We start from the raw sequence: 22,338 nt of genomic DNA on the forward strand, positions 1-22,338 counted from the left end.
GAAATATGATGAATTGGCAACAACTGATATCCAATAAGCGCCTCGGGCAGGAGCATCGCCACCCTGAGCGCCACGATGACAGAACGGAGTTCAAACGCGATTACGACCGTCTGATTTTCTCCGCTCCTTTCCGTCGTCTGCAGAACAAGACACAGGTCTTTCCCCTGCCTGGCAGCATCTTCGTACACAACCGCCTTACGCACTCTTTAGAAGTGGCCAGCGTAGGCATGTCGCTGGGCAACGACGTGGCCCAGCAGCTCACCATGCGGCACCCCGAGCTGAAGGATGCGCTATTTCAGGAAATCGGACAGATTGTATCTACCGCCTGTCTCGCCCACGACTTGGGCAATCCGCCCTTTGGCCATAGTGGTGAGAAGGCCATGGAGGCCTACTTCCTCGAAGGCCCGGGTTGTGACTTGCAGCGCGAAGTGAGTCCTACGTTCTGGAACGACCTCACCCACTTCGAGGGCAATGCCAATGCCTTCCGCTTGTTGACGCATCAGTTCAAGGGCCGCCGACCTGGCGGTTTTGTCATGACTTATTCAACCTTGGCCAGCATCGTGAAATACCCCTACTCCTCGTCGGCAGCTGGCAAGAAAGGTAAGTTCGGCTTCTTTGAGTCCGAGAAAGAGTCCTATCTCAGAATTGCCGAAGAACTGGGCATGCCTTGCCTCTCTGCGATGGGCGAGCCACTCCGTTTTGCCCGCCATCCATTAGTGTATCTCGTTGAGGCTGCCGATGATATCTGCTATGAGATTATGGACATTGAAGATGCCCACAAACTTAAAATTCTTTCGCATGATGAAACCATGCAGATGCTTTTGGGTTTCTTCGATGCCGAGAGTCAGCAGCACATCCTTCAGCGCATCAATGAGGAAGGCGTGACAGACGATAATGAAAAGGTGGTCTATCTGCGGGCCTGCGTCATCGGAAAACTCGAGAACGAGTGCGTCAGAGTGTTTGTAGAGCACGAAGAGGATATTCTTAATGCCACATTCCAAGGAAGCCTCATCGACCATATTGGCGAGTTGCAGAAGGAGGCATACGAACGTTGCTGCCAACTTTCTGTTAAGAAAATCTACAAGAGTCGCCCCGTGCTCGATGTCGAACTCTCTGGTTATCAGATCATCCAGACGCTCATGCAGCAGTTCATCGGGGCTGCCGTCCATCCTGAGCGTTTCTATTCCAAGCACTTGATCAGTCGTGTGTCGAGCCAATACGACATCGACGCCCCTGACCTCGAAACGCGCCTCATGGCCGTCATCGACTACATCAGTGGCATGACTGATGTCTACGCCCTTGACGTCTATCAAAAAATCAATGGCATCTCGCTTCCGATTGTGTGACTACGGAAATGTCAATTTTCTTCTTCAGGGAATTCTACTTGGATGCCGTCTTGGATGAGCTCGGCCATTAGACCTTGAATACGGGCGAGACCATCGCCTTTGGGAGAGGCGTTAGAACCATGGGAGGAGATGGATGAGCCATCAGAGAATTTGGCCCTGAAAGACCAACCCCAGCCATCGAGCACTTCCATCTTGGGGCGATAAGACTCTTTGTACTTAAACATCTTCTCGTCTTCGATAATCTGTCGGAATTGGTTCATGGTCTCATGAGAAAGCTGTTTCTGGAACAAAGGGCCATAGCTCTCTTTCATGGCACGAAGTACGAAAACGCCCGTAGAATCAGGCTCTGCACAACCATACCACTCGTAGCCAGCCATCGTTCCACTACGGGTTAGTTCCACACGTACCAGAGAGCCCTCGGGCATTCTTTTTACTGTACAGCCCACCAAACCAAGAAGACCGCCAAATAAGCACAAAAACAAGCTTCTAACTTTCATCATTTCTGTTTCATTCAAGAATTAATGGTGCAAATATAATGCATTTTTTCTGCAAAATACAAATAAATCAAGATTTATTTTGTAATTTTGGAAGAAAAAGCAATCTTTCTAATAAATAAAGTCAGTTCGGGGGATTGAGAAATGTGGCGGGTTACGATTTGGAGACCGTTCTCAATTCCACGTTCTGCATCAAATTGCTTTCAAAGAACTCCTGACTCCAACCCACCAGCCGTTACATGGATCTTTTGTCGGATGCAAAGGTACGATAATTATTTGAAATCACCAAATATCTTTCATTATTTCTACATTATAATGTCTGTAGCTTTACTCCTATCGACAAGCCGAGGATGTCCTTCAGTGGCACACTGCTGTCTTGGAACTTGGCGCGGATATAGAGGTCACAGGAACTGACTTCGTAGAACAACGTGACACTCTTGGCATACTTACGGCGGTTGCTGGGAATCTCCCATGTGATGTGCTGTCCGAGGGCGACATTCAGACGGAACTTGGTGGACATGAACTCGTAGTATTTGTCTGGATAGCGACTGGGCTGGCTCTTCCAGAACTCATGGCCATAGACCGTGTTGACATAGAGGCTGGCGGTGAGTGGGCTTAGCGTCCAGCCGCGTTTCCATGCTGTTGCCGATGTGTCGTGCGGGCCTGTTATGGGCAGGTTCCAGGGTATGAAGTTCTCTTTCAGTGTCATCGTCAGTTTGCCACGAGTGCTTTGATGTTTGGGGATATAGCCCCAAAGCAGATGCGTTTCCCAGTGCTGACGGCCATAGCCCCAACCGATGCCCGCAGATAGAACACCCATGTTGCCGGCATTCTGGATGACAAACTGATTGGGGATGAGCGAGGCCCATCGGCGCTGACGCAGTTCGACACGATGTCTGTAGGTGGCGTTTTCCTGATTGACGACGTTGATACTATCTTGTGCAAACACAGCAACCACCTGCACCAACAGACAGATATTAATAACGAATCTGTTCCATCTCATAGCCATCAGGGGTTATAGTCATGATACGATAGTTACGATGCTCGGCGCAGTCGATGCCCCAAAAGACAACGGTGCGCACCGATTGTCTAAGGTCATCATCATAGAGGCTGCCAACGTCATCCCCGTGACAATGTCCATAGACGCAGCACATCAGCCCAGGGAAGAAGTCGAGGTAACGACGGAACGCCTTGCACACATTATTATTAAACTGGTCGCTGTAGGGTGGTGCATGCATCACGATAACGGTGCGGTCAAAACGCGCAGAGTCTCGAGTCGTTTCCTCTTCCATGAAGTCGAAGTTAGGCACAGCAGCCATATAGTCGTACTCTGTGGCATTGGTGTTCAGGCAAACGAACTTCACACGGGCTGCAATAAACGAGAAGTCCATCTTGCCATACATTACGCTATACGTCTGGTCACCTGTACCGAGGAAGTCGTGATTTCCTATCAGTGCCACATACGGCATACGAAGACCATTCAAAATGTCACGCGACCACTCAAACTCCTTCGTTGTCCCCGTATCCGTCAGGTCGCCACAATGCACGACGAAATCGACGTTCATATGGTTTACGTCTGCCACCTCGTCTCGTGCATCTGAGTGCCACAGATGCGTGTCGCTGATGAAAGCGATACGCAGTGTATCATTGTCTGTAAAAGCCTCTTCTATTCTGGCCATATTCTTCGTGTTCAGATTGTGCTCTCCTTTGATATGCACATCGTAGGGGTGCGTCTGAAACACATCGTCGCATGATGCCAGAAGGACGATGGATAGCAGTGGAGAATATAGATTCCTATACCGCATCAATAGTACTTCTCTTGATACACATACAGCGAGACCACTCCGTTCTGCTCCTGGAAATCCAGTTTGTCCTCACGGGCCAACCATCCCAAGGCACTGTAAGCCGACTCCGTGTCAAGTCCCGTTGTCTCTATTAAGTCATCGAACGACATGGCTCCATTAGCATGTAATGTCTGCCAGACCAGTCCTGCATTTGTTCCAATTTCTTCTTTGTTCATAAGTCGTTGTATTTTAGTGAAACATTCTTTCTGAGTGCGAAGGTAGCGCAAAAAACGCACACTTTGGTGTTCTGGACTTCCTGAAAGATGCCATTCTTCGGGCGTACTTCTCGTTGGGTACAATTAAGCCGAAATCTGCGACAGCCAAGTGTCGCAAATTGTCGCTACTTTTGCAGCCGATATGAAAAGATTGAATAGATGTATAAGTTTAGCATGGCTTGTGGCAGTGACGATGCCTGTCGGCGCACAAAGGCTACGGGTAGGCGAGCCTGCTGGCTCGGGAATGAGGCTACTGACTTTGGACAGTTGTCGGGCGATGGCGTTGCAGAATAACAAGCAGATGCAGATATCAAGAACCAAGCAGGAGGTGGCGGCAGACGTCCGACGTTCGGCACGTACCAAATACTTGCCTCATGTCAATGCCATCGGTGCATACGAACACACGAGCAAAGAAGTTTCGCTGCTGAGTGACGAGCAGAAGACTGCGTTGTCGAATCTTGGCTCGGCGGTTGCTCCAGGCGTTCAGGAACTGACGGGCCTCAATGCATCTAACCTTGCCCCGCTGATGAACGCCAAGGGGCAAGACTTGGTGGATGCCCTGCGCACTGACTCGCGAAACATCTTTGCTGGCTCGGTCCTGTTGACACAACCTATTTATATGGGTGGTGCTATCGTTGCGGCCAACAAGATGGCAGACCTGAGTGAGCAGATGACGGCCAACCAGACAGAGCAGCAGCGGCAACAGACCATCTACGATGTGGATCAAGCCTACTGGCAGGTGGTGTCGCTGACGCACAAGAAGCGTCTGGCTGAGAGTTATCTCCAACTGGTGAGGCAACTGGAAAGTGATGTCAGTCGGATGGTCATCGAGGGTGTAGCCACCCGCAGTGACCTGCTCAGCGTCGGCGTGAAGGTAAACGAGGCCGAGATGAATGTCACCAAGGTCAACGACGGACTGGTGCTCTCGAAAATGCTACTCTGCCAGCGCATAGGGCTGCCCGTCAGCGATCAGATTACGTTGACAGACGAAAGTAGTCAAGAAATTGTCGCGACGGAAGAGACGGCACTCACTCCGAATGTTACTCTGGCCATGAACCTGCGTCCCGAACTCCGAATGCTCCTAAATACGGTAGACATTTCTAAGCAGTCCACCCGCCTGCTCCGTGCTACTGGTCTGCCACAAATAGCCCTGACAGGCGGCTATGCGGTGAGCAATCCCAACGTGCTGAACGGCTTCGAAAAGAAGTTCGACGGCTTTTGGCATATCGGTATCGTCGCCAGAGTACCCATCTGGAACTGGGGCGACGTAAGATATAAGGTACGCGCATCAAAGGGAGCCACCGCCATTGCCTCTCTCGAACTGGAAGAGGCCCGCGAGAAGATAGAACTGCAAGTTAGCCAGAACGCCTTCCGCGTGGATGAAGCCTACAAGCGGTTGGCTATGGCCCGCAGCGACATCCGTCATGCCGACGAGAACCTGCGCACCGCCAACCTGGGTTTCAAGGAGGGGGTCATCTCGACAACCGCCGTTATGGAGGCGCAGACAGCCTGGCTTCAGGCGCAGTCGCAGCAGATTGATGCTGAAATCGATGTCCGCCTCTCGCAAACCGATTTGCAGAAAGCGCTTGGTGTCTTAAGTGAAAAGTGAACTTTTGGAGCAGCGAGAGCCATCAAGCTTGCTTGTTTGGCCGAGTCGTGACAAAAGTCAACGAAGTTAAGAGTGAAAAGTGAAAAATTTGCTACCGCTCTATGTAATCATAAAGTTCAAAATTCAAAGTTCAAATATTATGTCAAAAGCAAATCAGCATAGCACAATTCTGCTTTCCATAGCAGGCTTTGCAGTCATCATCGCCGTAGTCGTCGTGGTAGGATTGTTCCAGTCGTCCGGCGACAAGGACGTCATTCAGGGACAAGTCGAAGTAACCGAGTATCGCGTGTCGAGCAAAGTGGCCGGGCGCATCGTGGAACTGCGGGTGCAGGAGGGCGACTACGTCCATGTGGGCGACACGCTGGCCATCCTCGATGTGCCCGAGGTACAGGCCAAGATGCAGCAGGCACAGAGTGCCGAGGAGGCAGCGGCAGCCATGGAGCGCAAGGCCCTCAACGGCACCCGTCAGGAGCAGATACAGTCAACCCATAGCGTGCTGCAGCAGGCGCAGGCCTCTTTCGACATTGCCGAGAAGTCCTACCGCCGCATCCAGCATCTCTTCGACGAGGGTGTCATGTCGGCCCAGAAGCGCGACGAGGCCTACGCCCACTACCGCGCCGCCGAGGCTCAGATGCATGCCGCTCAGAGCCAGTATGACATGGCGGTGAACGGTGCCCGCCGCGAGGACAAGGACGCCGCCACGGCACAGGTCAGCCGTGCCCGTGGAGCCGTCGATGAGGTGGGCAGTTACGTCCGCGAGACGGTGCAGACGGCACAGATGGAGGGTGAAGTCACCGATGTCTATCCCAAACTCGGCGAACTCGTCGGCACCGGCTCGCCCATCATGTCGATAGCCGTCATGAGCGACCTCTACGGCACGTTCAACATGCGCGAAGACCAACTCCACGGCATCACCGTCGGCTCAGACATCTCCGCCTTTGTCCCCTCCTTCAACAAGGAGATCCGTATGCGCGTCTATTATCTGAAAGACCAAGGCACCTACGCCGTCTGGAAGGCCACCAAGGCCAACGGCGGCTACGACCTGAAGACCTTCGAGGTCAAGGCCCGCCCCATCGACCGCCCCGACGGTCTGCGGCCAGGCATGTCGCTGGTGCTTAGATAAAAAGCGGGAATTATATAATGAGTGGAATGCTTTTCGTTTACAGATGTGGAGAATCTATAAGGCTATCGCCAAAGCGGTTCGCGTTCCCATTGCTGCGAAAACCCCATAGCCGATGGGCTAATGGTGGGGTACTTCTTAAATAGGGCTTTAATGTCTGCAACAAATGTATTTTGTGCATCAATGCCGTTCATCCAGTAAGCAATGCAACAAAAAAGGGCGTAGGGACTAGTTGGAGCAATGCCATTTACATTAACCCATACATTGCGCATGACAGGTGGCAATTGTGGCCTGTTAGGAAAATTTCGATTCCAAACACGGGCGTGATGGGCGCAGTGATTGCGAAGCACATTAACCGCTACCATCCAGCTTTCCAGTGCTTCTGGCTTTGAAACTCCAAAGCTTCTGGCTATACGTTTGCGGACAGGCGTATCGGAAAAATTGCGATAAAGCCGGGTAAGACAGCCAAAGGATATCAGTTCAAGCATTTTCCAAGCAGGTGGAAAATTGGATGTGCCATACTTCAATGTATGCTCCTTGATAAACTCCTCCTTGGTACGTTCCAGTTCTCGTTGCAAAGTGGTCAGATTCTCGGCAAACTTTCTCTTGTCTGTGGCCAATGATACATCAAGGAACCAAAACGGGCCATGAGCAAGGGAGAACTGGTGAATGACCTGTGAGCGAAGGGCTATCTCAATTCTCTGAATAGCCCCAAACAAGAGTTTGCGGAGTTCAACATCAAAAGAATACAATGTGGCTACCTGTTCGAAAGTGGTGCCTGAACGGTATTTACCATCGGGCTGCATGAATACTCGCAAGTAGGCAGCGAATCGGAAGTAACTGACATTATTGAGGAATTGTTCTGCCTTTGCAGAATCAAGAATTGTTATTCCTCGCTGTTGCAAGGCAATAAGTTGGTCACTGATACTGAGTGCGGGTTTGTTATATTCCATAAGCCTATATACAAAAAAGGTCCGCCCTGGTACGCTGGTCAACGGGAAGCGTGGCGGAGTCTGACGTTGCAAAGGTACGAATAATAATTGAAACCGCAAAACTTTTTAGCAAAAATTTATTTCAGACAGAAATATCGACCGCGAATCTTGATGCGATTGATGTCTATTTGGGCGAAATGGTATTCGTCACCACGTTTATATACTAATGTGTTGTTGGGGTCTGCGTCGGTGATGTCTATGCCTTTTTCCGTCAATAGCCGTTTGAAGTTCATATAACCCGTCAATATCTTCTCGTGCTCGCGTCTAACCTTGATGAGATGCCACATCCGTCTGCCAGGAATGTACGGCAGATATTCGGAAACGAAATAGGAGGTGTGGTAGAAGCCCATCCGCCTGACAACAATATAAGCCACAGGCGGGGCAGTCTCTATTCCGTGTTCAAGCAGATAGTTGGCTTTCTCGTAAGCCTGTTGAGCCTTGCTCTTCAAGAGGCTTGAATAGAGCATTCGTTTCCAGAAAGGAACTTCACGATACTGCTTGACCACGAAACTCTTGCCACCAGTAGATACTCTTGCCACAAAGTTCCGTCCGTCCTCATAGACTTGCTCATAGCGCACATTCCCCTGAGGCACCTTTATCAGTTGCCGCTCAAAGTCCGAATACTTCGGATTGACATATAGTTGCATATCCATGACCATATTTTGTTTGATGATTAGAACGTCATTCGCATGGTGAAGCGGACACCTTGCTTCTCGCAGGTGGGCAGGTCGCGGTAGTTGAAGCGGCGCACGTATTCCACATGCAGCAGTTTGAAGATGTTGTGGATACCGATGACACCCTCTACGTATGGTTTGCTGCCGTCCATCACGTAGCAGTCTTCAGGGAAGTACATCAGACGATGCTCACCAGCATTCTCCGACAATAGTGGATTGTTCTTGTCCGCCAGTCCGCCCCAGAGCACGTTGACGGCAAAGTATTCGCGCCACTTCAGGCGGTGCAGCAGTGGTACTCGGTTCAGTAGTTTGCCGTTCATGTCCCACGACACCATCAGCGAGGCGTAACGATCGTTCAGGAACTCCATGTTGTTGATGAGGTTGAACGTTTCGTCCTCGATGATATACGACTGGTTGGCGGCAGGATGGATAAGTAGCGGATAAGGCACCTGGTTCCACTGTATGCCGCCCTTCAGGTGGCAGTCTATCTTGCCCCACGACTTCATCCAGAAGCGTTTGTAGATGCTGGCCTCGGTGTAGTTGTAGGCATAGTCGCCACCGAAGACGTTTTTCAGCCCCAGCGTATGCCCAATGGTGAAGACGGGCTGATCCAGATTGATGGTCAGGCGGCGCTGCTTGGTGTTGACGTAAGTCTCACCGGCTGCATAGCGCAGTTCGGCATGAAGTTCTGTGGTGCGAAGGAATTCACGGTGGAAGGCCTTTCGGTCAATATAGTCTATTCGTGGTTCGTCAAGCCGACGGAACGACATGGCACCGCAGGCCTCGTTCTCTTCCAGTTTCAGGGCCGTACTGATGCGCAGACCACCCTCCAGTTCGTAGTCGAACGCAAGACGCTGGCGGTTATAGGTCATCATCTTGTCAATCTCGGCCCACTTGAAAGCGACGAGGAAGTTATCCTTGTCGGTAGGCACGAAGCGATCGCTGGGTGAGCAGACATCGTATGTGGATTGCAACGAGAGTGTGCGTCGCGGGAACTCGCGGGGCAGGTACTCCTTGGCATTCAGCGACCAGATGACCTCAGCGTCGTAGTAGTTCTTGTGGCTGCTGAATCCGTGGGCGTAATAGCCCTTCAGAAACAGGTGCTTGTGCAGGTTGGCGGTAGTCTGTGCACTGGCTCGTGTGCGCCATCCGTCGATGTAGTTGTGGGTCAGCAGCGTGTTCACAGGTCCGATGTCCACCTTCGAAGGACTGCCCGTCTCCACGAAGTTCTCTATCAGCGCCTTCAGTCCGAACACCACATATTTGAGACCCTTGACCTGCTCGATATGCTTCACGAATGCCGCCATGCCACTCTCGCTCTTTGTCAGTTCCACCTTGCGGTACTGCGCCCAGAAGTCGTCGCCCCGCATCTGCGCATCGGCTTCGCGCACCTCCTGTCGCTTGCCCTTGAACAATGACTTCGGCAACGGGTCGAAGGCATAGTCCGACAGCCGCGTGGTGCGGATGACGAGCACTTGCCGAAGGAATTTCGCAAACTTCATCTCAGTAAGCATATCGTCCTTCGTCAGCACCCACTCGCCATTGTCCAAACGTGTGAACTCCTGCTCCACACGCAGGTTCTCTACGAAGTTCACATCCGTCTTCTTGGGCAATGTCAGTTCGCAGCGGCGCACGTGCAGCGTTGAGTCGTCGAGCACGTAGAGGTCGCCACGGAATCCGAAATCCTGCTGGTTGTTGGGTAGGAAGTGCAGGTGGATGCAGCGGTCTCGCTCCACATAGACCGTATCCTCTATGTAGAAACGGTAGAAGGCGATGGCATCCTTGCCAATGGGCGAAGTAAAGGGATATTGCAGCAGACGTATCTGGTCGTCGTAGAGGTTGATATCAGTAAACACATCTTTCACCACGATGTTGAGGATGTCACCCGTCTGGAAGAGGTCGTTCACGCCCGACGACTGCTGTCCGCGAATGATGGTCCGCTCTGCACGCGGCTCCCGTCTGTACACCTTTTGCGACACCGTCTCATCTACACTGATGGGCAGAATCATCTTGCCGTTGTACTCACACCGTTCCACCTGCTCCAGCAGCCACGTCGCCTTAGTGAACGGCTTGCGCTCCAGTTGTTCTGGCTGCAGGTCGTTCATGGCCAGCGTCAACTTCTCATATTTATTATATTGGTAGTAGTCGTAACGCGACAAGTCGGTCTGCTTCTTTGCCGCTATCACGCGCCGCATCAGTTCCACGGCAGGGTTGTCCCGTCGACTGTATCTACGGCGTTTGGCCTTGACCTTTACCTCCGTCAACATTTGGTTGTCAGGCTTTAGTTTGATGTCCTGCAAGGGCTTCGTCCTCTCATTCACCGCAATAATGCGCGGCTTGTAGCCCACTGCACTGAAGGTCAGGTTCCAACCATTCTGGCGGCTAATCAGATATCGCCCCTGTTCATCGCAGAGAGTACTCACGTCATGTCCTTTATATACTACACTTGCCAGTGGAATCGGTTCTCCCGTTTCCGCATCCGTCACGTGTCCGCCAATTTGCTGTGCCTGCAAGTTCAGGGCAGCAATTATCATCAATGTAAATGTAACAATTCGTCTCATAACTGCTGCAAAAGTACTGGTTAAGTACGACAACTTGGTGTTCTGGATTTCTTTGGATTTGCCGCGTTTTGGTATTGCTTCTTTTCCGATACATTTATGCGGAAATCGACGACACCACGGTGTCACAATTTGTGTGTACTTTTGCAGCCATGATGAACGACTTGATAGTAAAAAGGGTAACAACCCGACGTGAAATGGACGACTTTGTCCGTTTGCCGAGCAGGCTCTACAGAGACTGTCCGCAGTACGTGCCGGATATGGAGCGCGACATACGCGACATGTTCGACCCACGCAAGAACGCGGGACTTGAATTCTGTGAGGTACAGCCTTTCGTTGCCTATTACTGGAGTACGCCCGTGGGACGCATCGTAGGCATCATCAACCATCGGGCAAACCGAAAGTGGGAGAGGCGATGCGTGTGTTTTGGGCTGATAGAGTTTATCGACCACTCGGAGGTAAGCCAGGCATTGCTGTCGGCTGTAGAACAGTGGGGCTATCAGAGGGGCATGGACTGCATACAGGGTCCGCTGGGCATCACCGACTTTGATAAGGAGGGGATGCTGGTGGAGGACTTCGACCTCGTGGGAGCCATGACCTCTATCTACAATCACGCATACTACCCGCAGCACATGGAGGCTCTGGGCTATCAGAAGGCTGCGGACTGGATTCAGTTCCGCTTGCAAGTGCCGGAGCAGTTGCCTGCCCGTTTTGAGCGGGTGGCACAGCTGAGCAAGGAGATGTTTGGACTTCGTGTGCGAACGATGACACGGAAGGACGTGCGAGGCGGCTATGCCCAGCAGGCCTTCGACTTGTTCAACCAGTGCTATTCGCAGTTGTTCGGTTTTACGGAATTCACGCCAGAACAGACGGAGGAGTTTATCAGGCAGTATCAGCCGCTGGTAGATCTTCGGCTGGTGCCAGTCGTGGAGAACAAGGAGGGCGAGATAGTGGGCATTGCGGTGACGATGGTTAGTCTGGTGGAAGCCCTGCAGAAGTCGCACGGACGGCTGTGGCCCTTGGGCTGGTGGCATCTGCTGAAGGCTTTGAAGTGGCAGCGCGCAGACCATGTGGAGATGCTGCTGGTGGCCGTTCGTCCCGACTATCAGGGGCTGGGAGTCAATGCGCTGTTCTTTGAGTATCTGTTGCCTGTTTATCATGAGTATGGCATCCGATGGGCTGAGACGGGGCCACAGTTGGAGGATAACATCAAGGCACTCTCGCAATGGAAGGCTTTCAGTCCGGAGACAGTCAAGCGGCGTCGTTGCTATGAGAAGAAACTATAACTAAAGAATGAAGACAATATGAAACGAAGAGTAGTCATTACAGGAATGGGCATCTGGTCGTGCCTGGGAACATCGTTAGAGGCAGTGCGCGATGCGCTCTATCAGGGGCGTAGCGGCATCATCTTCAGTCCGGAGCGAAAGAAGGCAGGGTTCCGCTCTGCCCTCTGTGCCGACGTTCCCAAGGCAGACCTGAAACCCTACTTAGACCGCAACACACGCCAGTTGATGCCCGAAGAGGCTCAGTATGCCTATATGGCCACACGACAGGCGCTCAGTCAGGCCCGACTGGATCAGGACTATATCGACTGCCATGAGGTGGGACTCATCTATGGCAACGACTCCGTGGCTGAGGCTACGATGACGGCCTTAGACAGATTCCGTCAGACGGGTTCGACGGCGGCCTGCGGTGGCGGTGCCATCTTCAAGTCGATGAACTCGACGGTGACGATGAACCTGGCCTGTCTGTTCCACCTGAGGGGTATCAATCTGACGGCTTCTGCCGCCTGCGCCTCCGGTTCGCAATCGATTGGTCTGGCCTGGATGCTGATTCGTAACGGCTTGCAGGACTGCATCGTCTGTGGCGGCGCACAGGAAGCCAATATGTACAGCGTGGCAGCCTTCGATGGCCTGATGGCTTTCTCGACCCGCGAGGACGCCCCGCAAAGGGCAAGCCGACCTTTCGACCGTGACCGCGACGGACTGGTGCCGGGAGGCGGTGCTGCCACACTCGTCGTAGAGAGTTACGAACATGCCGTGCGCCGTGGGGCGCCTATCCTGGCAGAGATTATAGGCTGGGGATTCTCCGGCAACGGCGACCACATCTCGACACCCAACATCAGCGGGCCTGCCCGCTCGCTGGAACTCTGTTTCCTGAACAGCGGTGTGTCGCCCCACGACATCGGCTACGTCAATGCCCATGCTACTTCCACACGAGCCGGCGATGGACGCGAGGCAGAGGCCATTCATCAAGTGTTTGGCAGTTATCTGGTGCCTGTCACCTCGACAAAAGGCCAGACGGGACATGAGATGTGGATGGCGGGAGCCTCGGAGGCCATCTACTCCATACTGATGATGCAGAACGACTTCATAGCGGGTAGTCTGAACTTCGATCATCCCGACGAGCACACGGCCTGCGTCAACGTCATTCCAGAGACAACGGATACACATTTCGATATGTTCCTCTCGAACTCATTCGGATTCGGAGGCACTAACTCAACGCTTATTATTGGAAAGGTAAAAAAATAAGAACTATGACACGCGAAGAAATTACCCAGCGAGTGAATGCGATTATCGCAGAAGAATTTGAAGTGGACGAAAGTCTGCTGATGCCCGATGCCAACGTGAAGGAAACGCTTCAGTTGGACAGTCTGAACCTGGTTGACCTGGTAGCCCTGGTGCAGTATAATTTCCAGGTGACCATTCCTGTGCAGGATCTGCCGAAGATTCAAAGGTTTGACGACCTCTACGAATACATCTTGGTCCATCAGGCATGATGCGAGGTGAGGACATCAAACGGCTCATTCCACAGCGCAACCCCATGCTGATGGTCGATGAGTTTGAAGCACTCGATGAGCAAACGGCACATACCGCCCTCACCGTGCGTTCTGACAACATGTTCCTGTACAGGAATGGCGAGTTGCCAGAGTCGGGTCTGATAGAGCATATCGCACAGTCGGCATCGGCACTGGCTGGCTATCAGGCACTATCATCCCCCCAGTCGGGGGGAACAGAGGGGGGCCTTGGAACCACTCAGCCGCCCGTGGGTATCATCGGCGAGGTGAAGCACTTTGAGTGCAGTCGCCGACCTGTCAATGGGGACAAGATAGAGACCTGCGTCTCGTTCGGCTTCTCCTTCGCAGGAGCCACCATCATTCGTGCCACCTCCTGTATTGCAGGCGAACAGATAGCAGAAACACAAATGAAAATATTTATATAGTTATGCAATACGACGTCATCATCATTGGTGGAGGACTGGGCGGACTGGCGTGCGGCACCATTCTGTCGCGGACTGGCCGGAGCGTGCTCGTGCTGGAACGAGGGGCGCAGGCGGGAGGCTGCATTCAGAGTTACAGGCGCGGGGGACTGATGTACGACACGGGCTTCCACTATGTTGGCGGTCTGGGCGAGGGACAGTCGCTGCGCCCGCTGTTCGACGAACTGGGTCTGATGTCGCTGCCCTGGCACCAGTTGGATGCGGAGGGCTTCGACCACGTGATGATTGGCAGTCGCAACTTCCTCTTTGCCACCGGCTACGATGCGTTTGTAAGGACGCTGGCCGACGAGTTCCCCCACGAGCGGAAGGAGCTGGAGCAGTATGCTGATATGCTCAGAAACTGCGGCGACAACGCCAGGAGGCTGATGCAGACCTCGGCCTACGAATACCTGACGGGCATGTTCCGTGACCCGCTGCTCGTCAATGTGCTGTCAGGCACGTCGATGAAGATGGAACTGCGCCGCAACACCCTGCCGCTCTTTACTTTTGCCCACTGTCAGGCTCCTTTCATCGAGAGCAGTTGGCGGCTCCGTGGCGACGGCGGCATGATAGTCCGACGGCTGATGAGTGCCATCCGCGAAAACGGTGGTCAGGTGTTGTGCGGTGCCGATGTGGAGGAATTGGAAGTGCGCGACGGCAGGGTGGCCGCTGCCCGATGTCGGAACGGAGAGACGTTCGAGGGTCGCACGTTCATCAGCAGCCTGCACCCGGCACTGACCTGCGGCCTTGTAAAGACGGGACTGAAAGACACTTTCCGCCAGCGGATTGTGACGCAGCAGAATACGCAAGGCATGTTCACCGTATCGCTGCGCACGAAGCCCCAGCGGGTGCCCTATTTCAACTACAACCAGTACATCTATCGCAAACCTAATGTCTGGACGTTCATGGAGGATGTCGGCGGCGTGGGTGGTGTGATGGTCAGTTGCAGGGTGCCCGAGAAGGGTGTCTGGACAGAGCAAATAGACCTGTTGACACCCGTCAGGTGGACGATGTGGGAAGAATGGAAAGACTCTGGTGCAAGGCGTCGCCCTATGTTCTACGAACACCTGAAGCGCCGGTTGGCCGACGAGTGCATCCAGTTGGCAGAGCGCTTCATCCCCAACCTCTCTGACAAGTACGATCGCCGGTATATCAGCACACCGCTGACCTGGCGCGACTATACCGCCACCCCCGACGGCTCTGCCTACGGCATGCGTAAAGACTACCACCAACCGATGATGACGATGCTATCGCCGCGAACACCTATCCCCAACCTGCTGCTGACCGGGCAGAGCCTTGTGCTGCATGGATTGCAAGGAGTGGTAAAGACCGCCTTCGAGACGTGCAGTGAAATTTTGAAGTGAAGAATGAAGAGTGAAGAATGAAGAATTTGCTACCGCACAACAAATATAAGAAATCTATGAACAAATTTGCATTAGTGACTGGCGGCAGTCGGGGCATAGGCCGTGCCGTCTGTATAGAACTGGCCCAGATGGGCTATCAGGTGATTATCAACTTTGCCAGCAACGAAAAGGAGGCAGAACTGACCTTGGCGCTTGTTCGTGCCTTGGGTAGCGACGGCGAACTGATGCGGTTCGACGTGGCCGACCATGAGCAAGTTCAGCAACATCTGACGGCTTGGCAAGAAACGCATCCTGAGGACTACATCGAAGTCGTTGTCAACAACGCGGGCATCCGCCGCGACAGCGTGCTGGCCCTGATGCCTGTGGACGATTGGAACAGTGTCGTAGGCACCACCCTGCGTGGCTTCTACAACGTCACCCAACCGCTGCTGCCGCAGATGCAGCGCCGCCGTTTCGGTCGTATCGTCAACATTGCCAGTGTCAGCGGCTTGCGCGGTCTGCCCGGACAGACTAACTACTCGGCGGCAAAGGGCGGACTCATCGCCGCCACGAAGGCACTGGCGCAGGAGGTGGCCTCGCGCGGCATCACCGTCAATGCCGTCGCCCCCGGCTTCATCCGTACCGACATGACCGTGGGTCTCGACGAACGGACGCTCTGCCAGCAGATTCCCGCCCGTCGTTTCGGCAATCCTGAAGAGGTAGCCACCCTGGTTGCCTTCCTCGTTTCTGAGAATGCCAGTTACATCACAGGCCAAGCAATCTCAGTCAATGGTGGACTTTATACTTGACAAAACGAATAAGAACAATGAGAAAAACATTATTATTTCTATTTTGCCTCTGTTGCACCATCGTTCATGCACAGACATCCACTTTCCAGAGCGTGGCAGCACGTTATAAAACCATCCAGTCGGCAACGGCTACAGTCACTAAAACCCCGTCTAAGGGTACAACCACCCACGGGACACTCACCATCCGCAAGCCCGACCTGGTGAGCATCACGACGAATGGGAATCAGGAAAAACTCGTCATGCAGGGCACCACCTTTACGATGACCTACGGAGGGCGTGACATGCAGACTGACAGCAGGCGGAATCAGCAGTTTACCACCTTCCACACTGTGCTGACCAGCCTCATCAACGGCAGCACGGCAGACGTTTCTTCGCTGAAAGACGTGACGGTAGCAATGAGCGGACAGACCGTCGTCATCACCATCACCCCACCAGCCGGCCCTTTCTGGCGGCGTGGTCTGTTCAAGTCGTTTGTCCTCGTCCTCGACACCCAGACCTCCGCGTTCAAAACGCTGAAGATGGAAGAGCGGGGTGGCAATAGCACGACATATACTTTTACAGATTTCAAATTCAAGAAACAAACAAAATAGAAACAAGCTTATGAAAACAAACGTAAAGCCTGCTGAGGGCAAATTAGGAATTCTGGTGGTTGGCTGCGGAGCCGTGGCCACGACGTTGATGACAGGTGTATTGATGGCCCGCAGGGGCCTAGCCAAGCCTATTGGCTCGATGACACAGTATGACAAGATACGGATAGGGAAGGGAAAGGCAAAAAGATACCTAAGCTATGCCGACATCGTGCCGATGGCCTCGGTCGACGACATCGTGTTTGGCTGCTGGGACGTGTATCCGCAGAATGCCTATCAGAGTGCCGTCTATGCCAAGGTGCTGAAGCGTGAGGACATTGAGCCGGTACGCGAGGAACTGGAGCGCATCGTTCCCATGAAGGCAGCTTTCGACAGAAACTACGCCAAGCGACTGGACGGCGACAACGTGAAGGACTGCAAGACCCGTTGGGAGATGGTGGAGATGCTGCGCGAGGACATCCGCAGTTTCCGTGCGCACACAGGCTGTCAGCGCATCGTGGTGCTGTGGGCGGCGAGCACAGAAATCTATGTGCCTATCGACAAGGAGGTGCATTATTCGTTAGAGGCTTTAGAGGCGGCCATGCAGGGCGATGACCGCCAGCACATCGCCCCCTCGATGTGCTATGCATACGCTGCGCTCAGCGAGGGCTGCCCTTTCATTATGGGTGCTCCCAATACCGCGGTCGATATTCCTGCCATGTGGCAGTTGGCCGAAAAGATGCAGATGCCCATCTGTGGCAAAGACTTCAAGACGGGGCAGACACTGGTGAAGTCGGGCTTTGCCCCCATACTTGGCGCCCACTGCCTCGGACTCAGCGGATGGTTCTCTACCAACATCCTCGGCAATCGTGACGGACTGGTGCTTGACGAACCGCAGAACTTCCGCACGAAGGAGGTGTCGAAGTTGTCAGTGCTTGAAACCATTCTCAAGCCTGGCGAGCAGCCCGACCTTTACGGGCATGGCAACCAGGATGACACGCAGTATTACCATAAGGTACGCATCAACTACTACCCACCGCGCAACGACAACAAGGAGTCGTGGGACAACATCGACATCTTCGGCTGGCTGAACTATCCCATGCAGATAAAAATCAATTTCCTCTGCCGTGACTCTATTCTGGCCGCTCCCGTCTGTCTCGACCTCTGCTTATTGATGGACCTCGCGGCCCGCGCCGGACGCTACGGCATCCAACGCTTCCTCTCGTTCTTCCTGAAATCGCCCATGCACGACTATACGCAGGGCGAGGAAGCCGTGAACAATCTCTTCCAGCAGCACACCATGCTGAGAAACGCCATCCGCGAAATGGGCGGCTACGAGGCTGACGAAGAAATGGATTAAAAACAATGCGCCAGCAAATAAATCGCCTTCTATTCCTAATTGGTATTGCTGCCATCTTTGTGATGATCCTCACTTTTGACGTGAGTTTCTCTGAACTATGGGGCTATATCAGCAATGCAGGCTATTGGATAATGGCTGCTATCTTGCTGTGGGCAGGTATCTATGCCTTGAATGCTCAGGCTTGGCGTATTATAATGCGTTGCAGTGGCCCATGTCCATTTAGTGTCTGGAAGATTTGGCAACTGACAGTCTCCGGGTATGCCCTCAATGCAACTGTTCCTGTGGGTGGTGTGGGCGGAATGCCATACAAAATTCTGGAAACATCCAGACTCATCGGCACAAAGCGGGCTACATCATCGGTGGTGTTATTTGCCATGATGCATGTATTCAGCCATTTCTGGTTTTGGCTAACTGGAGTAGCCGTCTATTTGATATTGGCACTTGTTGCCACATGGTCTATTGACTCTACAATGGTTTTACTGTTGGTGTTGACGAGTCTCATTTCGTGTGGCGGGATATGGCTTTTTCGTAAATGCTACCATTATGGTCTCGTCTCAAAGATGGTGCTACTAATAGGGAAAATACCAGGTCTGCATCATAAAGTCGGTAGGTTTTACGACAATCACAGACTAAGCTTTGTTGATATAGATCAGCAAATCACCGCCCTTTGGAATCATAACAAGAAAGCTTTCCGTCAAAGTCTTCTGCTAGAGTATTTATGTCGCTGGCTTCAGGCTTTAGAGGTGTTTTTTATACTTGTAATGCTCGGACAATATGCAGGTGTTCTTACCTTCTTATTTGCATTTCTAATCATTGCTTTCACTTCGCTGTTTGCAAATCTTGCAGGGTTTATTCCTTTGCAGTTAGGTGTGCGCGAGGGAGGCTTTGCACTAACAATGGCCTTGTTTGGCCTGGCTCCCGAAGGTGGACTTATTATCAGCATCATCTGTCGCGTTCGTGAAATAGTATGGGCTATTATTGGTATAGTAATCATGAAATTGAAATGAAAAAAGAAATCAAGTCAACTTACAAATCGCAGGACACGGAGGAGTGGCTCGACCGTGTCTTTACCCGTCCGATAGGCTATCTGTGGGCAAAGTTCTTCCAGCGGCTCGGCGTTCACCCCAATGTGGTTACCGTGCTGTCGATGATCATCGGCGCTTCGTCAGCTCTCTGCTTCGCCCACGGCTCCTATTGGACAGAGGGCATCGGCGGTCTCTGGTATAACGTTGCAGGCGTTCTGCTGCTGATGTGGGCCAACTTCTACGACTCTGCCGACGGACAACTGGCCCGCATGACGGGCAAGAAAACCCGTCTGGGGCGCATCCTCGACGGAGCCGCCAGCGAGGTGTGGTTCATCCCCATCTATCTGGCTCTGGTCTGGCGCTTCGGTCAGACCCACGCCCTTTGGCTCACGCTGGTGCTGCTGGTGGCTGTCTTCTGGTCGGGCTTCCACTGCCATGCAGGACAGTGTGCCCTGGCCGACTACTACCGCCAGATTCACCTCTACTTCCTGAATGGCAAGGCTGGCAGCGAACTCGACACCTCAGCACAACAGAAACTGCTCTACGACAGTACGCCGTGGAAAGGAAACATCGTGTGGAAGGCATTCCTGAAGACCTACGTCAACTACACACGGGGGCAGGAGCGTCGCACCCCTTGTTTCCAGCAACTGATGCAGAGACTACGTGCCCGCTATGGCACCATCGATGCCGTCCCACAGCAGTTCCGCGACCGTTTCCGCACCCTCTCGCTCCCCCTGATGCCGCTCACCAACATCCTGACGTTCAACACCCGTGCCATCGTCCTATACACCTGTTGTCTGTTCGACCTCCCCTGGCTCTACTTCGTCTTCGAGATTGTCATCATGGCAGCCCTCTGCGAGTATATGCGCCGCCGACACGAAAGAATGTGCTGGGAATTAGCGCATGATTTGCGATAGTTCTGCCAAATCCGTGATGATCCTGTCTACCACCATTTGGTGCGAGGGAGCGTCAGTCCACTGCTCTCCTTTGTACCAAACGGTGTGACAGTCAAGGCTTTTGGCTGGCAGGATGTCGTTCTTGATGGAGTCGCCGATGACGGTCACCTCACTGGGGTGGAGGCCAAGCGCATTGATGGCGATTTGGAAGATGCGAGGGTCGGGTTTGCGGTAGCCTACAGCAGCAGACTCGACAACCTTGCTGAACAAGCCGTCGAAGCCGAATTCGCGGAGCACGACGGACAGATTGCCGTAGAAATTGCTGACCAACATCAAGACGTAACGGGACTTCAGCTGGGTAAGAACCTCGACATTATGGGCAGTATGCTGCTGCGTTAGTCTATAGACAGCATCGACCAGAGTGGGCCCGTAACTTTGACTTAGTTCCAGGAATTGCATCTGTAGCGATATTTTTGTTGCCAATGTCTGACGGAAGGTAAAGTCGGGCTGGATGACAGGTTGGCTACCCAACAGGCGTTCTACTTGTACATATGCCTCGCGAAACTGCTGCTCGCTGACGGGAACGCTGCACCGCTGATAGGCATGCCAAAGCACTTGGCCCCAGTGGTTGCCACCCGTATCAAGCGTGCCTCCGTAGTCGAAAATCAATGCTTTTATCATTTCGTAACCAGTTTTGCGATGGCATCGGCAGCCTCGTCACGACAGCGACAGAAACTGGGCCAGTCGTTGAAATCGATGATGCAATAGGTGCCGTCTGGACGTACGATGCAGTCGCCGCCATAGATGTCTAACCCCACCAGTGAGGCCAGCCTTTCAACATCGTGGCGCAGCGTGCTGAGGGGAAAGGGGAAGTGACGTGCCTTGCCGTTGTAGCGTTCCAGGCCGAACTTCGTCTTGCCATCGTCGGTGGGATAGTAGCAACGGAAGAAATCGGTGCCTTGTACGCCATAGAACTTCAGCAGGTCGCCCTCGACATGGGCGCTGAGCACGTAGTCGGCGATGCCACGCCGGTTGAATTGGCGAATGGCTTCGGCGACGGCCTGCTCATCTTTGCAGAAGAGTACGTCGTCGGGCTGCTGCGCACAGGCATCGTCGCGCTTCAGCCAATAGCCTTTGTCGCCCCACTTGGGAGGACAAGGCAGGTGGTGGCGCAGCATGATTTGCTCCAACGAGGAACGGGAACAGGCGGTGACGGACTGAGGGGTGTTGATGACACGGCAAGGCTGACGACTGAGCCAGGCCAGCGTGTGAGGCAGGCGTCCCATGGAGAGAATGGTTCCATTGAACATTGAATATTGAACATTGAACATTGAGAGTTCCGTCTCAGAAATGATGGTCACACTATAACCCTTGCCAACAAGCCTGTCGGCCACAGCCTGCATGATGGCGCGGTCGCTCTCCACCGAATTAGGTGAGAACTGTGGGGCGCGGGTGATGGCGAGTATCTTCATTGCAGGAAACGGTTAGCTTTCGATATATCGGCACGGTGGTCAATGTCGAGAATCTTGGTGAAAGGATAGGCCCAGAGCCGCAGGTTGTCGGCCAGCAATGCCCGCTGGAAGTTACGCATACGGCTCTCGCCACGGGCTATGCACTGGCGGAGTGTCGTGAGGGAGCGTGGCGTCAGTCCGTAGATGCCACCGCTGATGTATCTCGGCTGCGGGTCAGAGTCCAGAAATGACATGATGCGGAGCGTGGCATCGGTCTTGACATAGAGCGGACTCTCATCGTCGATGTAGCCGGTGACAGCCATCAGTCCGTCGGCTTCTCCGGATGCTAACACCCGACGGAACTCGGAGACATATTGAGCGAACTCATATTCACGAAATATAGTATCTACCGTCGTCAATATGAAGGAACTGTCTTGCAGGAATGGCGACAACTCATGGAGTGAGTGCATGGAACTCGGGGTGTCTTTCGCAATGAATCGCAGTGGCACGTCAGGGTTCTGCTGTAGTTGGCGCAGGTGATGGCAGGTCTGCACGTCGCGCTCACGACAGATGACGTCAATCTCTGTCGCACCTTGGGCCAGGAAGATGCGAATCAGACGGTCAATCATCGGTTCACCGTCTATCATCACCAAAGGCTTCGGCACCGTCATGCCCTCATGAGCCAATCGCGAGCCTTCGCCTGCTGCTATGATTGCATATTTCATCTTTTTGTCTTTATACATTGTTGCAAAGGTAGTGCATCGGTTGGAAATAGTGG

At 53.2% G+C, this 22,338-nt stretch carries 23 protein-coding genes; 13 read left to right on the plus strand and 10 right to left on the minus strand.

The annotated features are described in order from the left end of the window. Nucleotides 1–8: 8 nt before the first annotated feature. Complete coding sequence (dgt, locus tag BMY16_RS04995) at nt 9–1,346, plus strand: dGTP triphosphohydrolase (protein ID WP_091841019.1); 1,338 nt, start codon at nt 9–11, stop codon at nt 1,344–1,346. Between the two features lie 11 nt (nt 1,347–1,357). On the opposite strand, the gene BMY16_RS05000 is transcribed toward dgt, so the two are convergent. The 4 genes from BMY16_RS05000 to BMY16_RS05015 form a co-directional block, all read right to left on the minus strand. Continuing rightward, nucleotides 1,358–1,846 carry a hypothetical protein gene (locus tag BMY16_RS05000; RefSeq protein WP_139207126.1) on the minus strand — a complete coding sequence of 163 codons (489 nt, stop codon included), beginning with the start codon at nt 1,844–1,846 and terminating at the stop codon, nt 1,358–1,360. Nucleotides 1,847–2,150: 304 nt separating this feature from the next. After that, nucleotides 2,151–2,843, minus strand: coding sequence for a hypothetical protein (locus tag BMY16_RS05005; RefSeq protein ID WP_139207127.1), 693 nt, complete (start codon nt 2,841–2,843; stop codon nt 2,151–2,153). Beyond that, nucleotides 2,818–3,645, minus strand: coding sequence for a metallophosphoesterase family protein (locus tag BMY16_RS05010; protein WP_091840599.1), 828 nt, complete (start codon nt 3,643–3,645; stop codon nt 2,818–2,820). The genes BMY16_RS05005 and BMY16_RS05010 overlap by 26 nt, the downstream gene beginning before the upstream one ends. Next, nucleotides 3,645–3,860, minus strand: coding sequence for a winged helix-turn-helix domain-containing protein (locus tag BMY16_RS05015; protein ID WP_091840600.1), 216 nt, complete (start codon nt 3,858–3,860; stop codon nt 3,645–3,647). The genes BMY16_RS05010 and BMY16_RS05015 overlap by 1 nt, the downstream gene beginning before the upstream one ends. A 190-nt stretch (nt 3,861–4,050) precedes the next feature. Here BMY16_RS05015 and BMY16_RS05020 point away from each other — a divergent pair, with 190 nt between their 5' ends. Together BMY16_RS05020 and BMY16_RS05025 are read left to right on the plus strand one after the other, a co-directional pair. After that, on the plus strand, nt 4,051–5,508 hold the full coding sequence (locus tag BMY16_RS05020) for a TolC family protein (RefSeq protein WP_244512942.1): 1,458 nt from the start codon (nt 4,051–4,053) through the stop codon (nt 5,506–5,508). 139 nt (nt 5,509–5,647) lie between these two features. Continuing rightward, entirely contained in the window at nt 5,648–6,631 is a 984-nt protein-coding gene (locus BMY16_RS05025; protein WP_091840604.1) for an HlyD family secretion protein, read from the plus strand. A 62-nt stretch (nt 6,632–6,693) separates the two neighbouring features. On the opposite strand, the gene BMY16_RS05030 is transcribed toward BMY16_RS05025, so the two are convergent. The 3 genes from BMY16_RS05030 to BMY16_RS05040 all read right to left on the minus strand — a co-directional run bounded on the left by BMY16_RS05030 (nt 6,694) and on the right by BMY16_RS05040 (nt 10,855). Then, complete coding sequence (locus BMY16_RS05030; protein ID WP_244512905.1) at nt 6,694–7,581, minus strand: Abi family protein; 888 nt, start codon at nt 7,579–7,581, stop codon at nt 6,694–6,696. 116 nt (nt 7,582–7,697) lie between these two features. After that, nucleotides 7,698–8,273: a hypothetical protein gene (locus BMY16_RS05035; RefSeq protein WP_139207128.1), complete on the minus strand. Its 576-nt coding sequence runs from the start codon at nt 8,271–8,273 to the stop codon at nt 7,698–7,700. Between the two features lie 20 nt (nt 8,274–8,293). Next, a complete protein-coding gene (locus BMY16_RS05040) occupies nt 8,294–10,855 on the minus strand; it encodes a DUF5686 and carboxypeptidase-like regulatory domain-containing protein (protein WP_091840608.1) in 2,562 nt (853 codons plus the stop codon). A gap of 131 nt (nt 10,856–10,986) precedes the next feature. On the opposite strand from BMY16_RS05040, the gene BMY16_RS05045 reads away from it, so the two are divergent. The 10 genes from BMY16_RS05045 to BMY16_RS05090 are packed head-to-tail and all read left to right on the plus strand — an operon-like array spanning nt 10,987 to nt 20,130. Beyond that, the gene (locus tag BMY16_RS05045; RefSeq protein WP_317614773.1) at nt 10,987–12,138 is read left to right on the plus strand and encodes an N-acetyltransferase; all 1,152 of its coding nucleotides are present in this window, start codon (nt 10,987–10,989) and stop codon (nt 12,136–12,138) included. Between the two features lie 18 nt (nt 12,139–12,156). After that, nucleotides 12,157–13,383, plus strand: a complete 1,227-nt coding sequence (locus BMY16_RS05050) for a beta-ketoacyl-[acyl-carrier-protein] synthase family protein (RefSeq protein WP_091840609.1) — start codon at nt 12,157–12,159, stop codon at nt 13,381–13,383. A 5-nt stretch (nt 13,384–13,388) separates the two neighbouring features. After that, complete coding sequence (locus BMY16_RS05055) at nt 13,389–13,631, plus strand: acyl carrier protein (protein WP_091840611.1); 243 nt, start codon at nt 13,389–13,391, stop codon at nt 13,629–13,631. Then, nucleotides 13,628–14,074 carry a hotdog family protein gene (locus BMY16_RS05060; protein ID WP_244512907.1) on the plus strand — a complete coding sequence of 149 codons (447 nt, stop codon included), beginning with the start codon at nt 13,628–13,630 and terminating at the stop codon, nt 14,072–14,074. Before BMY16_RS05055 ends, BMY16_RS05060 begins: the two co-directional genes overlap by 4 nt. Nucleotides 14,075–14,076: 2 nt before the next feature. Beyond that, a complete protein-coding gene (locus BMY16_RS05065) occupies nt 14,077–15,474 on the plus strand; it encodes a phytoene desaturase family protein (RefSeq protein WP_091840612.1) in 1,398 nt (465 codons plus the stop codon). Between the two features lie 56 nt (nt 15,475–15,530). Further along, complete coding sequence (fabG, locus tag BMY16_RS05070; RefSeq protein WP_091841024.1) at nt 15,531–16,262, plus strand: flexirubin biosynthesis SDR family reductase FlxB; 732 nt, start codon at nt 15,531–15,533, stop codon at nt 16,260–16,262. Between the two features lie 17 nt (nt 16,263–16,279). Beyond that, complete coding sequence (locus BMY16_RS05075) at nt 16,280–16,852, plus strand: LolA family protein (protein WP_091840614.1); 573 nt, start codon at nt 16,280–16,282, stop codon at nt 16,850–16,852. Nucleotides 16,853–16,862: 10 nt separating this feature from the next. Continuing rightward, nucleotides 16,863–18,188, plus strand: a complete 1,326-nt coding sequence (locus tag BMY16_RS05080) for an inositol-3-phosphate synthase (RefSeq protein WP_091840616.1) — start codon at nt 16,863–16,865, stop codon at nt 18,186–18,188. Between the two features lie 5 nt (nt 18,189–18,193). Further along, nucleotides 18,194–19,195 (plus strand): lysylphosphatidylglycerol synthase transmembrane domain-containing protein, encoded by a 1,002-nt coding sequence (locus BMY16_RS05085; protein ID WP_091840618.1) that lies wholly within the window; start codon nt 18,194–18,196, stop codon nt 19,193–19,195. Next, nucleotides 19,192–20,130, plus strand: a complete 939-nt coding sequence (locus BMY16_RS05090; protein WP_091840620.1) for a CDP-alcohol phosphatidyltransferase family protein — start codon at nt 19,192–19,194, stop codon at nt 20,128–20,130. The genes BMY16_RS05085 and BMY16_RS05090 overlap by 4 nt, the downstream gene beginning before the upstream one ends. Here the strand turns inward: BMY16_RS05090 and BMY16_RS05095 are convergent. The 3 genes from BMY16_RS05095 to BMY16_RS05105 are packed head-to-tail and all read right to left on the minus strand — an operon-like array spanning nt 20,110 to nt 22,285. Continuing rightward, entirely contained in the window at nt 20,110–20,790 is a 681-nt protein-coding gene (locus BMY16_RS05095; protein WP_091840622.1) for an HAD family hydrolase, read from the minus strand. The two genes, BMY16_RS05090 and BMY16_RS05095, sit on opposite strands and share 21 nt — an antisense overlap. Further along, nucleotides 20,787–21,581: an ATP-grasp domain-containing protein gene (locus BMY16_RS05100; protein WP_091840623.1), complete on the minus strand. Its 795-nt coding sequence runs from the start codon at nt 21,579–21,581 to the stop codon at nt 20,787–20,789. The genes BMY16_RS05095 and BMY16_RS05100 overlap by 4 nt, the downstream gene beginning before the upstream one ends. Then, on the minus strand, nt 21,578–22,285 hold the full coding sequence (locus BMY16_RS05105) for an NTP transferase domain-containing protein (protein WP_091841026.1): 708 nt from the start codon (nt 22,283–22,285) through the stop codon (nt 21,578–21,580). Before BMY16_RS05105 ends, BMY16_RS05100 begins: the two co-directional genes overlap by 4 nt. Nucleotides 22,286–22,338: the final 53 nt, after the last annotated feature.

Source organism: Prevotella sp. ne3005, assembly GCF_900110085.1.
Taxonomy (GTDB): domain Bacteria; phylum Bacteroidota; class Bacteroidia; order Bacteroidales; family Bacteroidaceae; genus Prevotella.